Raw genomic sequence first — 14,422 nt, 5'->3', positions numbered from 1 at the left:
GGCACATCAAACATGCGACGTTGTACCACCCAGCGGGCCTGCCCGGTGTCATCCAGGCACGCCAGACCCGCCGGCATCCAGGCCGTGGCGCCTGGGCGCCCCGCTGTCAGCCCAGGGCGACGACCGCGCCGGCCAGACGGGCGAAGGCGGACTCGGACAGGTCGTCGGCCGCCAGCGACTGGCGCCCGCCCCATTGGGTGAAGTGGCGCGACTGCGAACGCTGGTACTGGGGGTCGTAGTGCAGGCGCATCAGCTCGTCAAACAGCTGCGGCAACGCGCCAGCCTGGGCCCAGTCCTGCCAGCGGGCAATCGTCTCACTGCCCTGGATTTCCTTGAGGTAGGCCAGCCGCTCGCACAACGAGGCCACGTCATCGCCCAGGTAGGCGTAATCGCGCAACAGGTAGTCCAGCCGCGCCGCCTCGGTGGCCTGGATCTCGATGACCGGCGCCTGGCGCATGTGCTGCACCAGTTGCAGGGGCAAGGCCACGCGGCCGATCTTGGGGCTTTCCCCCTCCACATACACCGACCGGCTCAGGTCCAGGGTTTCCAGCACGGCCACCAGCTGTGTATCGAAGCTCTTTTGCGAGGGCTGCGGCACGCCCGGCAAGGCGCCCAGCAACGACCCCTTGTGGCAGGCCAGCCCCTCCAGGTCCACCACCTGCGCACCCTGCTGCTGCAAGGCGTGCAGCACCCGGGTCTTGGCGCTGCCGGTGGCGCCGCACAGCACGCGCAGCTGCAACTGCGGCACCAGGCGCTCGATCTCGTCGACCACATGGTGGCGGAAGGACTTGTAGCCACCCGCCAGTTGCTGGGCATCCCAACCGACCAGACGCAGCCACGTCACCATGGAGCCGCTGCGCAGCCCCCCGCGCCAGCAATAGACCACGGGACGCCAGTTCTCTGGCTTGTCGGCAAAGGTGGTGTGCAGGTGCTGGGCCAGGTTCTGGGCCACCAGGGCCGCCCCCAGGCGTTTGGCCTCGAAGGGGCTGACCTGCTTGTAGATGGTGCCGATGGTGGCGCGCTCGGCGTCGCTCAGCACCGGGCAGTTGATCGCACCGGGGATGTGGTCAAGGGCAAATTCTGCAGGCGTGCGGGCGTCGATGATGGTCGTGAACTGAGCAAGATCGGCCACACGGACGGGCTGGCGATGGGACATGGAAAAAACCGCAACAAGGAACAAAAGCCGACGCAGACAAGACGACCGGCGCATCTGCGCACAGCAGCCACCGCTGTACGCCAACACGAAGATGGGTCGACCCTCGACACGTGGCACACCCGCCTTCACGGGTTGCGCACACCTTGCAGTTGATGGCCCGCATTGTCGCCGCTGCAGGCGGCGCTTGCTGGATTTTCCATAAAGCACACACGGCCCGCACCTACAAAACTCGGGTTCTTCCCGCCTTATATGTGCCGCCGATCTATGCAACCATATGCATACATTCCCCGGCAGGCGCTATCGGTTAAAGGCTGGGGAGTGGGTCTTGTATGAGACACATAACTAGAATTTCGCCTACAAGCGTCAAGTTTTAAAAGGTAACCCCATGGTGCAACTATCCAGACGCCAGTTCATGCAAGTGACTGGCTCGAGTCTGGCGGCATCCAGTCTGGCAGTGATGGGCTTCTCGCCCACCGCTGCCCTGGCTGAAGTCCGTCAGTTCAAACTGGCCGCAACCACCGTCACACGGCAGACATGCACGTACTGTTCGGTGGGCTGCGGCATCCTGATGTACTCCTACAGCGACGGCGTCAAGAACGCCAAGATGTCGGTGATGCACGTTGAAGGTGATCCCGATCACCCCGTGAATCGCGGCACGCTGTGCCCCAAGGGCGCCTCGCTGCTGGACTTCGTTCACAGCCCCAACCGCCTCAAGTACCCCGAGTACCGCGCTCCCGGCTCGACCGAGTGGAAGCGCCTGTCGTGGGACGAAGCCCTGGACCGTATCGCCAAGCTTCTGAAGGAAGACCGCGACGCCAACTTCGTCGAGAAGAATGAAAAGGGTCAAACGGTCAACCGTTGGCTCACCACCGGCATGCTGGCTGCTTCGGCCTCTAGCAACGAAGCCGGTTACGTCACCCACAAGGTTGCCCGTTCCTGGGGCCTGCTGGCGCTCGATAACCAAGCACGTGTCTGACACGGCCCGACGGTGGCAGGTCTTGCCCCGACGTTTGGCCGTGGAGCCATGACAAATCACTGGGTCGACATCAAGAATGCTGATGTGATCCTGATCATGGGCGGTAACGCTGCGGAAGCGCACCCCTGTGGTTTCAAATGGGTGACCGAAGCGAAGGAGCACAACGGTGCGCACTTCATGGTGGTCGATCCGCGTTTCAACCGATCTGCTTCCGTAGCCGATTTCTATGCCCCTATCCGTTCGGGCTCGGACATCGTGTTCCTGGGCGGCATCATCAATTACCTGCTGACCAACGACAAGATTCACCACGAATATGTGAAGAACTACACCGACTTCACATACATCGTGCGCGAAGACTTTGCGTTCGACGAAGGCATCTTCTCCGGCTACAACCCCGAGACCCGTACTTACGACAAATCGTCGTGGGACTACGAGATGGGCGAAGACGGCTTCGTGAAGACCGACCCCACGTTGCAGCACCCCCGTTGCGTCTACCAGTGGCTCAAGCGCCATTACGCGGGCTATACCCCTGAGAAGGTGGAAAGCATCTGCGGCACACCCCAGGCCAAGTTCCTGCACGTGGCCGAGCAGTTTGCCTCGACCGCAGTGGCCGGCCGTGTGGCGACCATCATGTACGCACTGGGCTGGACCCAGCACACCACGGGCGCACAGATGCTGCGTACCGGCGCTATGATCCAGCTGCTGTGCGGCAACATCGGCGTTGCAGGTGGTGGCATGAACGCGTTGCGCGGTCACTCCAACATCCAGGGCCTGACCGACTTGGGTATCTTGTCCGCTTCGTTGCCGGGTTACCTGACGCTGCCCAACGAGCGCGAGCAAGACTACCAACAGTACATCGCCGCACGCACGCCCAAGCTGCTGCGTCCCGGCCAGATGAACTACTGGTCCAACACACCCAAGTTCCACGTCAGCTTGATGAAGGCATGGTGGGGTCCTGCGGCGACTGCGGAAAACAACTGGGCATTCGATTACCTGCCCAAGCTGGACAAGCAGTACGACATGCTGCAGATCACCGACATGATGGTGCAGGGCAAGGTGAATGGCTACATCGCGCAGGGCTTCAACCCCCTGGCCGCGTTGGCCAACTCCAACAATGTCCGCGAAGGCTTGAAGAAGCTGAAGTTCCTGGTCGTGATGGATCCGCTGGTCACCGAGACTTCCGAGTTCTGGAAGAACCACGGCGAATTCAACGATGTGGACTCCGCCTCCATCCAAACCGAGGTGTTCCGCCTGCCCACCACCTGCTTCGCCGAAGAAGACGGTGCCGTCGTGAGCTCCTCGCGCGTGCTGCAGTGGCACTGGAAGGCCGCCGATGCACCGGGTGAAGCCAAGACCGACATCGCGATCATGTCCGGCCTGCACCTGCGCCTGAAGAAGTTATACGAGAAGGACGGCGGCAAGTTCCCCGACCCCATCGTCAACCTCTACTGGCCATACTCGCACGCCGACCACCCCACTTCCGAGGAAATTGCCAAGGAATACAACGGTCGCGCCCTGGTCGATCTGTACGACCCCAAGGACCCCACCAAGCTCATCCGCAAGGCGGGCGAGCAGCTGGCGGGCTTTGGCGAAATGCGCGATGACGGCACCACCCTGGGTGGTTGCTGGATCTGGGCAGGCAGCTGGACGTCTTCGGGCAACCAGATGGCGCGCCGCGACAACAGCGACCCCACCGGGATCGGCAACACGCTGAACTGGGCCTGGGCCTGGCCGGCCAACCGCCGTGTGCTGTACAACCGCGCATCGTGCGACCGCCAGGGCAATCCGTTCAACCCCAAGCGCGTGCTGATCAAGTGGAATGGCAAGCAGTGGGGCGGCGCGGACGTGCCAGACGTGGCCGTGGGCCTGGATCCCGAGGTGATCAACCCCTTCATCATGAATCCCGAGGGTGTGGCGCGCTTGTTCGCACGCAAGGGCATGAACGAAGGTCCGTTCCCCACGCACTACGAGGCGTTCGACAACCCGCTGGGCTACAACCCCATGTATCCCAAGAACCCGCTGGCGGTCATCAACCCTGCGGCGCGTATCCTGGAGTCCACCAAGGGCACCGCGGGCGATCCCAAGGACTACCCACACGTGGGCACGACCTACCGCCTGACCGAGCACTTCCACTATTGGACCAAGCACGTTCAGCTGAACAACATCGTTCAGCCCGAACAGTTTGTGGAAATTGGTGAAGCGCTCGCCAAGGAGCTGGGCATCGAAACCGGCCAGAAGGTCAAGGTGTCGTCCAAGCGTGGTTTCGTCAAGGCTGCGGCAGTGGTGACCAAGCGCATCAAGCCCATGCAGATCGACGGCAAGACCATCCACCACGTGGGCATTCCGATCCACTGGGGCTTTGCCTCGACAGGTCGCAAGGGCTACCTGGCGAACAACTTGACTGCGTCGGTCGGTGACGGCAACAGCATGACCCCTGAATCCAAGACCTTCCTCGTGAAGGTTGAGAAGGCATAAGGAGAAATAGCTGATGTCCTCAACCATGTCCCTCGATATCAAGCGTCGCTCCGCAACGACCACCCCCGCCCCCAGTGCGCGTGAAGCGCACAGCGGGGAGGTCGCCAAGCTGATCGATGTCTCCAAATGCATTGGCTGCAAGGCTTGCCAGACCGCCTGCATGGAGTGGAACGATCTGCGCGACGAAATCGGCACTTCGGCTGCTGGCGTGTACGACAACCCGACCGATCTGACCGATCAGTCGTGGACCGTCATGCGCTTTGCCGAGTACGAGAACGAAGCCACCGGCAATCTGGAATGGCTGATCCGCAAGGACGGCTGTATGCACTGTGAAGACCCCGGCTGTCTGAAGGCCTGCCCCTCGCCTGGTGCGATCGTGCAGTACGCCAACGGCATCGTGGACTTCCAGCAGGACCAGTGCGTCGGTTGCGGCTACTGCGTGACCGGCTGCCCGTTCAACATTCCACGCATCTCCAAGAAGGACCACAAGGCGTACAAGTGCACCTTGTGTTCCGACCGCGTGGCAGTGGGCCGCGAACCTGCCTGCGTCAAGACCTGCCCGACCGGCGCCATCATGTTTGGCACCAAGAAGGCGATGCACGATCAGGCAGAGCGCCGCATCGGCGATCTGAAGCAGCGTGGCTACTCGAACGCCGGTTTGTATGACCCAGCAGCTGTGGGCGGCACGCACGTCATGTACGTGCTGCACCATGCTGACAAGCCTTCGCTGTACAAGGGCCTGCCGGACGATCCCAAGATCAGCCCGATGGTGTCCCTGTGGAAGGGTGTTGCCAAGCCTCTGGCCATGGCCGCACTGGGCGCAGCTGCTGTCGGCAGCCTGTTCCACTACATCACCAAGGGTCCGAACGACGTGTCCAAGGAACTGGAAGATGAAATGGAGCGCAAGGACGCTGAAGCGCTGAACAAGGAGAACGGCAAATGAAACGCAACCCTCGCGACCTCGTGCGCTACAACGCATCGGAGCGCGCCAACCACTGGGTGGTAGGCATTTGCTTCATTTTGCTGGCCCTGTCCGGTCTGGCGTTCTTCCACCCCGCCTTCTTTCCGCTGACTCAGCTGTTCGGTGGCGGCCCCTGGACGCGCATCCTGCACCCCTACATCGGGGTGGTGATGGCCGTGTTCTTCATCATCATGGCCTGCCGTTTTGCCAAGCTCAACATCGTGGAACCCCGCGATATTGACTGGCTGAAAAACGTCAACAAGATGATCGACGGCGACGACCACGACATGCCCGAACAGGGCAAGTACAACGGTGGCCAGAAGCTCCTGTTCTGGGGCCTGGTGATCGGCATGCTGCTGATCACGGTCACCGGTGTGCTGATGTGGCGCTCCTGGTGGACGCTGCCCGTGGGCGTGGTGCGTGCCGCTTCGGTGGTGCATGCCATCGCTGCGGTGTGGATGATCGGTCTGATCATCATGCACGTCTATGCGGCTATTTGGACCCGCGGCACCATCCGCGCCATGTTGTATGGCACAGTGACTCGTGCTTGGGCCAAGCAACACCACCGCGGCTGGTATCGCAAGATGACTGGCGACAACGACTGATCCGATCGGTCTTTAGATAAAGTCACTTAGACGCTTGTTGATTGCCGCCGGACGCCCTCTGCTGGGCGTGCCGGCGGCTTCAATTTCTGGACCCCTATTTCTATGCAACAACGCATTCTTCAACCCGGCGAAATCGAAGCGCTGGACAAGACCAGCTTCCCCCGCATCCTGCTGCCCCAGGTCGCCAGCCTGTTCGCCGACCGCGCAGCGCGCCTGCGCCAGCTGTCGGACGGCAACCCGATCGCGGACTACCTGCAGTTTGCCGCCAAGATCGTGGATGCCCAGCATGCGGCCGCCGCCCAGGTGACGCTGCAGCCCCTGGACACCAGCAGCATGGAACGTGCACAGCAGCACTCCATGCCCCTGCTGCCTGCCGCTGACCACATCGACCCTGCCTGGCACACCGTGCTGGATGCCATGCTGGACACCCTGGCGGGCAACGAAGGCCTGCCCGAGCCGCTGCAGCCCCTGATCACCTCACTGCGCGCCCTCAGCCTGCAGGAGCGCGATGAAATCGCCCAGCGCCTGCTGCAAAAGGAGGTGGCCGCCCGCCACATCGGCATGGCCCCCTTCATCATGGCCGCGCTGCAAGTGACCTATGCCCAGCGCGCCGCAGCCCTCAGCGTGCGCGACGTGCCCTACACCGAGCCCGCCACCATCTGCCCCGTCTGCGCCAGCGAGCCCGTGGCCAGCGTGCTGCGCATTGGCGGCCAGAGCAGCGGCCACCGCTACCTGCACTGCGGCACCTGCTGCACCGAATGGCACATGGTGCGCGTGAAGTGCTCGCACTGCGAGTCCACCGAGGGCATCCACTACCAGACCATCGAAGGCAGCAAGGACGTCATCACCGCCGAGACCTGCGACCAGTGCAGCACCTACCGCAAGGTCATCAACCAGGAAAAGGACCCCTTGGCCGAGCCGCTGGCCGACGACCTGGCCAGCCTGACCATGGACCTGCTGATGAGCGAGAGCACCCGCTTCCAGCGCTCCAGCGCCAACCCCCTGCTGTTTGTGGCCGTGGCCGAAGAGCAGGCGGCCGACGCCGAGGCCGGCCTGGTGGACCCTGCGGCACAATAAGAGGCCAGCCCCAGCCGAAAGGCCGCTGCGGCGGCCTTTCTTCATTGCCCGATTGTTTTTTGACTGCGAGATCCCCCGCCGTGAACGCTGCCACCCCGCGCCTCCCCTCCGTTGACAAGCTGCTGCACACCCCGGCCTTGCAGGCCTTGCAGCAGCAGTACGGCACCAGCAGCACCACGGATGCCGTGCGCCAGGTGCTGGAAGGGCTGCGCCCGGCGCTGCGCGAGGGCAGCCTGCACGCAGACCAGGTGGCCGAGACCGCCCTGGTGCAAGCGACCGAGGAGCGCCTGACCGAGCGCTTTGCCCCTCGCCTGCGCAGTGTGTTCAACCTCACCGGCACGGTGCTGCACACCAACCTGGGCCGCGCCCTGCTGCCCCAGGAAGCGGTGGACGCCGTGGTCGAAGCGCTGACCCACCCCGCCAACCTGGAATACGACCTGGCCACCGGTGGCCGTGGCGACCGCGACGACCTGGTCGAACAGCTGGTCTGCGAGTTGACCGGCGCCGAGGCCGCCACCATCGTCAACAACAATGCCGCCGCCGTGCTGCTGGCCCTGTCCACCCTGGCGGCCGGCCAGGAAGTGGTGGTGTCGCGCGGCGAGCTGGTCGAGATTGGCGGCGCCTTCCGCATCCCGGACATCATGAAGCGCGCCGGCTGCCAGCTGGTCGAAGTGGGCACCACCAACCGCACCCACGCCAAGGACTATGCCGAGGCCGTGACCGATGCCACCGCCCTGCTGATGAAAGTGCACACCAGCAACTACGCCGTCATGGGCTTCACCAAGAGCGTCTCGGATGCCGAGGTCACCGCCATGGCGCACGAGCGCGGCCTGTCCATGCTGGTGGACCTGGGCAGCGGCACCCTGGTGGACCTGCGCCAGTGGGGCCTGCCCCACGAGGTAACGGTGCGCGAGACCGTGGAGGCCGGCGCCGACATCGTCACCTTCTCGGGCGACAAGCTGCTGGGCGGGCCCCAGGCCGGCATCATCGTCGGCCGCAAGGACCTGATCGCCAAGATCAAGAAGAACCCCATGAAGCGCGCCCTGCGCGTGGGCAAGCTGACGCTGGCTGCGCTGGAGCCCACGCTGCGCCTGTATCTGCACCCGGAAAAACTGGCCGAGCGCCTGACCACGCTGCGCCTGTTCACCCGCCCGCCCGCCGACATGCAGGCCCAGGCTGAGGCCCTGCGCCCCCGGTTGCAGGACGTGCTGGGCGATGCCTGGGTCGTCGAGACCGCCGCCATGCACAGCCAGATCGGCAGCGGCGCCCTGCCCGTGGACAACCTGCCCAGCTGGGGCCTGAAGCTGTACCCCGCCAGCGGCAAGCAGGCGGGCCGCCAGCTGACCCAGCTGGAAGCGCGCTTGCGCGCCCTGCCACGCCCGGTGATTGGCCGCCTGCACGACGATGCCCTGTGGCTGGACCTGCGCTGCCTGGAGGCCCCAGCCCAGCCGCAGTTTGAACAACAGTTGCATGCCTTGCGCTGAGCACGGCCCGCACGCCACGACCCAGGCGATGAATGATGACGACGAAGCGCGCAGCCGCAAGCCGTCCTTCAGTACGACAATCCCAGGCAACGGCGTACCCAGGTTTGCACAGGGCTATCTAAATACATAGCTACCGGCGCTTGCTGGACAAGCGCTGGATGCCAATTTGACTAGGAACCATCGGGGTTCTGGAAAGTGTTTGCATGATCATCGGTACCGCGGGACACATTGACCACGGCAAGACCACGCTGGTGCGCGCCCTCACGGGGGTGGAGACCGACCGCCTGAAAGAAGAAAAGGCGCGCGGCATCTCGATCGAGCTGGGCTACGCCTACGCCCCCCTGCCCAATGGTGACGTGCTGGGCATCATCGACGTGCCCGGCCACGAAAAGTTTGTGCACACCATGGCCGCCGGCGCCGTGGGCATCGACCACGCCTTGCTGGTAGTGGCCGCCGACGACGGCGTGATGCCGCAGACGCTGGAGCACCTGGAAATCCTGCAACTGCTGGGTATCCGCCAAGGCACCGTGGCCCTGACCAAGGTCGACCGCGTGCTGCCCGAGCGCATCCAGGACGTGCGCGACGAGATCACCGCCATCCTCAGCGTCACGGCCCTGGCCGGCAGCCCAATCTTTGAAACCGCCGCCGCCCAGCCCGACGCCCCCGGCGTGCAGGCCCTGCGCGCGCACCTGGACGTGCAGGCCCAGCTGATGCCCCCGCGCCCGCGCGACGGCCTGTTCCGGCTGGCGGTGGACCGCGTCTTCACCCTGCCCGGCCAGGGCACCGTGGTCACCGGCACGGTGTTCAGCGGCCGCGTGGCCGTGGGCGACAGCCTGGTGCATTCGGCCAGTGGCCAAACGGTGCGGGTGCGCAGCATCCACGCCCAGAACCAGGCGGCCGAGCAAGGCGTGGCCGGCCAGCGCTGCGCGCTGAACCTGGCCGGCATCGCCAAGGACGACATCCAGCGCGGCGACTGGATCGCCGATGGCCGCGTGCTGCAGGCCACCGACCGCATCGACATCCGCCTGCACCTGCTGGCCGAAGCGCCGCCCATGGCGCAGTGGACGCCGGTGCACGTGCACCTGGGCACCCAGCGCGGCACGGCCCACGTGGCCCTGCTGCAGGACCAGCCGATCGAGCCCGGCACCGAAGTGCGTGCGCAGCTGGTGCTGGACGCCCCGGTCTTCACCGTGCCCGGCGACCGCCTGGTGCTGCGCAACGCCCAGGCCAGCCGCACCATTGCCGGCGGCCTGGTGCTGGACCCGTACGCCCCCGTGCGCAAGCGCCGCAGCCCGGAGCGCAGCGCCACCCTGGATGCGCTGGAGCACCTGGTGGCCACGCACGATGCCACGCCGCTGGTCGCCCAGGCCGCCCACGGCCTGCCCCTGTCGCAGCTGCAACGCCTGACCGGGCGCAGCCTGGACGGCATCGCCCTGGCTGGCACGCAGCGCATTGCGCTGGCCGACGGGGATGCGCTGCTGATCGACGCCCAGCGTCTGGCCCAGCTGCAGGCCCAGGTGCTGGACACCATCACGCGCTTTCACGACAAGTACCCGGATGAGCCCGGCATCAACGCCGCACGCCTGCGCCGCATGGCCTGGCCCGGCCTGGTCCATGCGCAGCACGACATGCTGTGGCGCGCCATCATCGACCAGTTGCTGCAGTCGCAGCAGCTGGCCAGCAGCGGGGCCTGGCTGCACCGACCCGGCCACAGCGTGCAACTGTCCGCCGCCGAGCAGGCCCTGGCCGAGCAACTGCTGCCGCGCTTGCAGGACGGCCGCTTTGATCCACCCTGGGTGCGCGACCTGGCGCGCGACACCGGCAGCGGCGAGGAAGTGGTGCGCCAGCTGCTGCGCAAGCTGGCCCGCCAGGGCCTGCTGTTCCAGGTGGTCAAGGACCTGTTCTACACCGCCGCCAACATGGACCAGCTGGCCGCCATCGTCAAAGACCTGGCCGCCACCACGCCCCACGGCGAGGTCGAGGCCCGTGCCTTCCGCGACGCGACGCAACTGGGCCGCAAGCGCGCCATCCAGATCATCGAGTGCTTCGACCGCCTGGGATACACCCGGCGTGTGCGCGACGCCCACGTGCTGCGCCCCGACGCGCAGTGGCACCCCCAGGCATGAGCCCGGCATCGCCCCGATTGCCGCGCTGCGCCACGCCAGCGCGTTACAATCGGCGCCAGCTTCTTCGGAAGGCAATCGTGCCCGGTGGTGCGGCCGGGCTTCAAACCCGGCGAGGGGTGTTAGCCACTCCTGGGTAGGTTCGACTCCTGCTGCTTTCCGCCACACATTCAAGCCCTGACTCTGCCGGAGTCAGGGCTTTTTTAATGAACCGCACGTTTGTATAAATAAATGAGCAATTAGCGCCTGCTCACTCGGCCTTTCCTTTTACTTTTGCTTGCAATCCAAAGAGAATCAAGCGCTTCGCGCTATGGTTTTAGGCCACCATGTCTTTGCATCTTTCTGACGAAGAGTTTCTGGACTTTCAAAGCTTCATCCATCGCCAGACGGGCATCCAGATGCACCGCGGCAAGAAAGCCTTGATCTGCGGCCGCCTGGCCAAGCGCCTGCAGCAGTGCGGCATGCACAGCTATGGCGACTACTTCCGCTTCATCCACACTGCGGAAGGCCAGGGCGAACACCAGACCTGCATCGACCTGCTGACCACCAACGAAACCTATTTTTTCCGCGAACCCAAGCACTTTGACTGGCTGACGGATTACCTGCAGGGCCTGTCGCCCGGCACGCAGCCACTGCGCCTGTGGAGCGCGGCCTGCTCCAGCGGCGAGGAGGCCTACAGCCTGGCCATGGTGCTGGCCGAATACAGCCCGCGCGCCTGGCAATTGATGGGCTCGGACATCAGCACCCGCATGCTCGAGCGTGCGCGCACCGGGCACTATCCGATGGCGCGCAACAAGCACCTGCCGCCCGATCTGCTCAAGAAGTACTGCCTGCGCGGCACCGGCCGGCAGGATGGCACCTTCCTGATCACCAAGGCCCTGCGCGAGCGCGTGGAGTTCTGCCACATCAACCTCAACGAGGCCCTGCCCCAGGTCGGCCTGTTCGATGTGATCTTTCTGCGCAACGTGATGATCTACTTCGGCTCGGCGACCAAGCAGGCCGTGGTCAACCGGCTGGCGCAGCAGCTACGGCCCGGCGGGTTCCTGTGCATCGGGCACTCGGAAAGCCTCAACGATGTGCAGCACCCATTGCAACCCCTGGCCCCGGCCATCTTCCGCAAGCCCGGCACGGCCGTCTGACGATGAGCATCCGCGTTCTGCTGGTCGACGACTCCGCGCTGATGCGCCAGACACTGGGGGCTCTGCTGCACGACAGCCCCGGCATCGAGCTGCTGGCCGCCGTCTCCGACCCGCTGCTGGCCATGAAGCGCATGCAGCAAGAATGGCCCGACGTGATCGTGCTGGATGTGGAAATGCCGCACATGGACGGCATCACCTTCCTCAAGAAAATCATGCACGAGCGGCCCACGCCCGTCATCATCTGCTCCACCCTGACCGAGCAGGGCGCACAGGCCACCCTGAACGCCATGGCCGCCGGCGCATTCACGGTGATGGCCAAGCCGCGGCTGGGCCTGCGCCACTTTCTGGACGAGCATGCCAAGGAGTTCATCACCACCATCCGCGCCGCCATGCAGGCCAACGTGCGGCGCCTGGTGCCGCGCGCGCCCTTGCCGGCGCCAGCCCCCAAGCTGAGCGCCGACGCCGTGCTGCCGGCCGTCGCGTCCCGCCATGCCCTGGCCCACACCACGGAGCGGATTGTGGCGGTGGGCACCTCCACCGGCGGTACCCAGGCCCTGGAGCGCATCCTCACCGCCCTGCCGCGGCTGTCGCCGGGCCTGGTCATCGTGCAGCACATGCCCGAGCAGTTCACCGCGGCCTTTGCCCAGCGCCTGAACCAGCTGTGCGACATCACCGTGCAGGAAGCCCAGAACGGGGACCGCGTACTGCCAGGCCATGCCTTGATCGCCCCGGGCGGGCGCCACATGCTGCTGCGCCGCAGCGGTGCGCAATACCGTGTGGAGATTGTGGATGGCCCCCTGGTCAGCCGCCACCGCCCCTCGGTCAATGTGCTGTTCCGTTCCGTGGCGCAGACCGCTGGCGCCAATGCCCTGGGCATTTTGCTGACCGGCATGGGCGACGATGGTGCAGCCGGCTTGCTGGAGATGCGCCAGGCAGGTGCCCACACCCTGGCGCAGGACGAGGCCAGCTGCGTCGTATTCGGCATGCCCAAGGAAGCCATCAAGCGCGGTGCGGCCGCCCAGGTGCTGGCCCTGCACGACATACCGGAAGCCATCGCGCGCTACAACAAAAGTACCGCCTAGGTAAAGCCTTTAACCGCGTGGTCTGCCCAGGATTCTAGGGTTTACCCGGTAAATCTTCGGCTTTGCGCATATCCTCGCCGTATACATTTTTTAACAAAAGCGCACACCGGGTCATCCGGCACTCGCGCTGCATGGCATGCCCCCCCTTTCTTCCAGCGCCTCGGCCGCAAGGCCAGCTTCGGCATGTGCGGCTTTTGCCGCACGCATGCACACCTTTGGTGAATGGGCCGGCAGTCCCACCACCTTGGGGATTGCCGCCGGCCTGGGTATCTGGGCGGCCAGTGCCTGGCAACCCGCAGCCGCGCTGGCAGGCCTGGCCTGCAGCGCCTGGGGGGTACTGGCCCACCGGCGGCATGCCCGGCACCTCCAACAGGTGCATGCGCAGCACAGTTCGCAGCACCAAGGCCTGCAGGCCTTGGGCCACGAACTGCTGCCACTGTGGCGCCAGCACCTGGGCGCATCCCAAGGGCAGATGGAAACGGCCGTGACGCAGCTGACCCACCGCTTTGCCAGCATCGTGGACCGGCTGGACCAGGCCATGCAGGCCTCCACCCTGTCCTCGCAGGCCGGGACCCAGGACGGGGTGCAGTTGTTCCAGCACAGCCAGACGCAGTTGCAGGCCGTGCTGCAGGCCTTGCGCGCGTCGATCGATTGCAACCAGCAGTTGCACCAGCAGGTGCAGGACCTGGAGCGCTACGTGCAGGAGTTGCAGGACATGGCGGCGGAGGTGGCCTCAATCGCCTCGCAGACCAACCTGCTGGCCATCAACGCGGCGATTGAAGCCGCCCACGCGGGCGAAGTCGGCCGTGGCTTCTCCGTGCTGTCGCAGGAGGTGCGCAAGCTGGCCGCCCTGTCCGGTGCCACGGGCCAGCGCATGACCCAGAAAGTCACGGCGATCACGCAGGCCATCAGCCACACCCGCCTTCAGGCCGCCGACACGGACGCGCAGCAGACTGCATCGCTGACCGCCTCCCAGGACAGCGTGGAGCAGGTGCTGACCCGCTTCCAGAGACTGACAGGGCAACTGACCGATGCCGCGCAGCTGCTGCAGGATGAAAGCCGGGGCATCCAGACCGAAATCGTGCAGTCGCTGGTCCAGTTGCAATTCCAGGACCGAGTCAGCCAGATGATGGGGCACGTGGGCGACAGCCTGCAGCAGCTGGGCGCCCAGCTGCAGTCCGCCCAGGGGCTCGACATCCCCCACCTACTGGCCACCCTGGAAAGCACCTACGCCATGGCCGAAGAGCGCCAGGCCCATGCCGCACAGCGCGGCCAGGCAGCCCCTCCCACGCCCGCACACGACAGCGATGCCGTGACCTTCTTCTGACCACCCCCTGCCTGCCT

General features: G+C 65.1%; 10 protein-coding genes and 1 tRNA gene. 10 read left to right on the top strand and 1 reads right to left on the bottom strand.

Annotated features, from left to right (window positions below; all coding sequences use genetic code 11):
• Positions 1-106: 106 nt before the first annotated feature.
• Positions 107-1,156, bottom strand: a complete 1,050-nt coding sequence (gene mnmH, locus KAQ61_RS06025) for a tRNA 2-selenouridine(34) synthase MnmH (protein WP_210930786.1) — start codon at positions 1,154-1,156, stop codon at positions 107-109.
• A gap of 385 nt (positions 1,157-1,541) precedes the next feature.
• Between mnmH and fdnG the strand changes: the two genes are divergently transcribed.
• The 10 genes from fdnG (at position 1,542) to KAQ61_RS05975 (ending at position 14,405) form a co-directional block, all read left to right on the top strand.
• Complete coding sequence (fdnG, locus tag KAQ61_RS06020; protein WP_083215264.1) at positions 1,542-4,607, top strand: formate dehydrogenase-N subunit alpha; 3,066 nt, start codon at positions 1,542-1,544, stop codon at positions 4,605-4,607.
• A gap of 13 nt (positions 4,608-4,620) precedes the next feature.
• Entirely contained in the window at positions 4,621-5,550 is a 930-nt protein-coding gene (gene fdxH / locus KAQ61_RS06015; protein WP_210930785.1) for a formate dehydrogenase subunit beta, read from the top strand.
• Positions 5,547-6,173, top strand: coding sequence for a formate dehydrogenase subunit gamma (locus tag KAQ61_RS06010; protein ID WP_045266690.1), 627 nt, complete (start codon positions 5,547-5,549; stop codon positions 6,171-6,173). The genes fdxH and KAQ61_RS06010 overlap by 4 nt, the downstream gene beginning before the upstream one ends.
• Before the next feature lie 102 nt (positions 6,174-6,275).
• Positions 6,276-7,250, top strand: coding sequence for a formate dehydrogenase accessory protein FdhE (gene fdhE / locus KAQ61_RS06005; RefSeq protein WP_210930784.1), 975 nt, complete (start codon positions 6,276-6,278; stop codon positions 7,248-7,250).
• Between the two features lie 80 nt (positions 7,251-7,330).
• A complete protein-coding gene (selA, locus tag KAQ61_RS06000; RefSeq protein WP_244982995.1) occupies positions 7,331-8,734 on the top strand; it encodes an L-seryl-tRNA(Sec) selenium transferase in 1,404 nt (467 codons plus the stop codon).
• A gap of 203 nt (positions 8,735-8,937) precedes the next feature.
• Positions 8,938-10,860, top strand: a complete 1,923-nt coding sequence (gene selB, locus KAQ61_RS05995; RefSeq protein WP_210930782.1) for a selenocysteine-specific translation elongation factor — start codon at positions 8,938-8,940, stop codon at positions 10,858-10,860.
• Positions 10,861-10,926: 66 nt separating this feature from the next.
• A tRNA-Sec gene (locus KAQ61_RS05990) sits at positions 10,927-11,022 on the top strand.
• Between the two features lie 161 nt (positions 11,023-11,183).
• Complete coding sequence (locus tag KAQ61_RS05985) at positions 11,184-11,996, top strand: CheR family methyltransferase (protein ID WP_210930781.1); 813 nt, start codon at positions 11,184-11,186, stop codon at positions 11,994-11,996.
• Between the two features lie 2 nt (positions 11,997-11,998).
• Complete coding sequence (locus tag KAQ61_RS05980) at positions 11,999-13,078, top strand: protein-glutamate methylesterase/protein-glutamine glutaminase (protein WP_210930780.1); 1,080 nt, start codon at positions 11,999-12,001, stop codon at positions 13,076-13,078.
• A gap of 205 nt (positions 13,079-13,283) precedes the next feature.
• Positions 13,284-14,405: a methyl-accepting chemotaxis protein gene (locus KAQ61_RS05975; RefSeq protein ID WP_210930779.1), complete on the top strand. Its 1,122-nt coding sequence runs from the start codon at positions 13,284-13,286 to the stop codon at positions 14,403-14,405.
• Positions 14,406-14,422: the final 17 nt, after the last annotated feature.

The organism is Comamonas aquatica (assembly GCF_018064205.1).
Taxonomy (GTDB): Bacteria; Pseudomonadota; Gammaproteobacteria; order Burkholderiales; family Burkholderiaceae_C; genus Comamonas; species Comamonas aquatica.
This window is presented reverse-complemented; position numbering and strand designations above follow the sequence as displayed.

Excerpts from the sequence above, each read along its gene's own strand:
- fdxH (WP_210930785.1), top strand. The coding sequence starts at position 4,621 with ATGTCCTCAACCATGTCCCTCGATATCAAGCGTCGCTCCGCAACGACC.
- KAQ61_RS05985 (WP_210930781.1), top strand. The coding sequence starts at position 11,184 with ATGTCTTTGCATCTTTCTGACGAAGAGTTTCTGGACTTTCAAAGCTTC.
- KAQ61_RS05975 (WP_210930779.1), top strand. The coding sequence starts at position 13,284 with ATGCACACCTTTGGTGAATGGGCCGGCAGTCCCACCACCTTGGGGATT.
- KAQ61_RS05980 (WP_210930780.1), top strand. The coding sequence starts at position 11,999 with ATGAGCATCCGCGTTCTGCTGGTCGACGACTCCGCGCTGATGCGCCAG.
- fdhE (WP_210930784.1), top strand. The coding sequence starts at position 6,276 with ATGCAACAACGCATTCTTCAACCCGGCGAAATCGAAGCGCTGGACAAG.
- selB (WP_210930782.1), top strand. The coding sequence starts at position 8,938 with ATGATCATCGGTACCGCGGGACACATTGACCACGGCAAGACCACGCTG.
- KAQ61_RS06010 (WP_045266690.1), top strand. The coding sequence starts at position 5,547 with ATGAAACGCAACCCTCGCGACCTCGTGCGCTACAACGCATCGGAGCGC.
- mnmH (WP_210930786.1), bottom strand. The coding sequence starts at position 1,156 with ATGTCCCATCGCCAGCCCGTCCGTGTGGCCGATCTTGCTCAGTTCACG.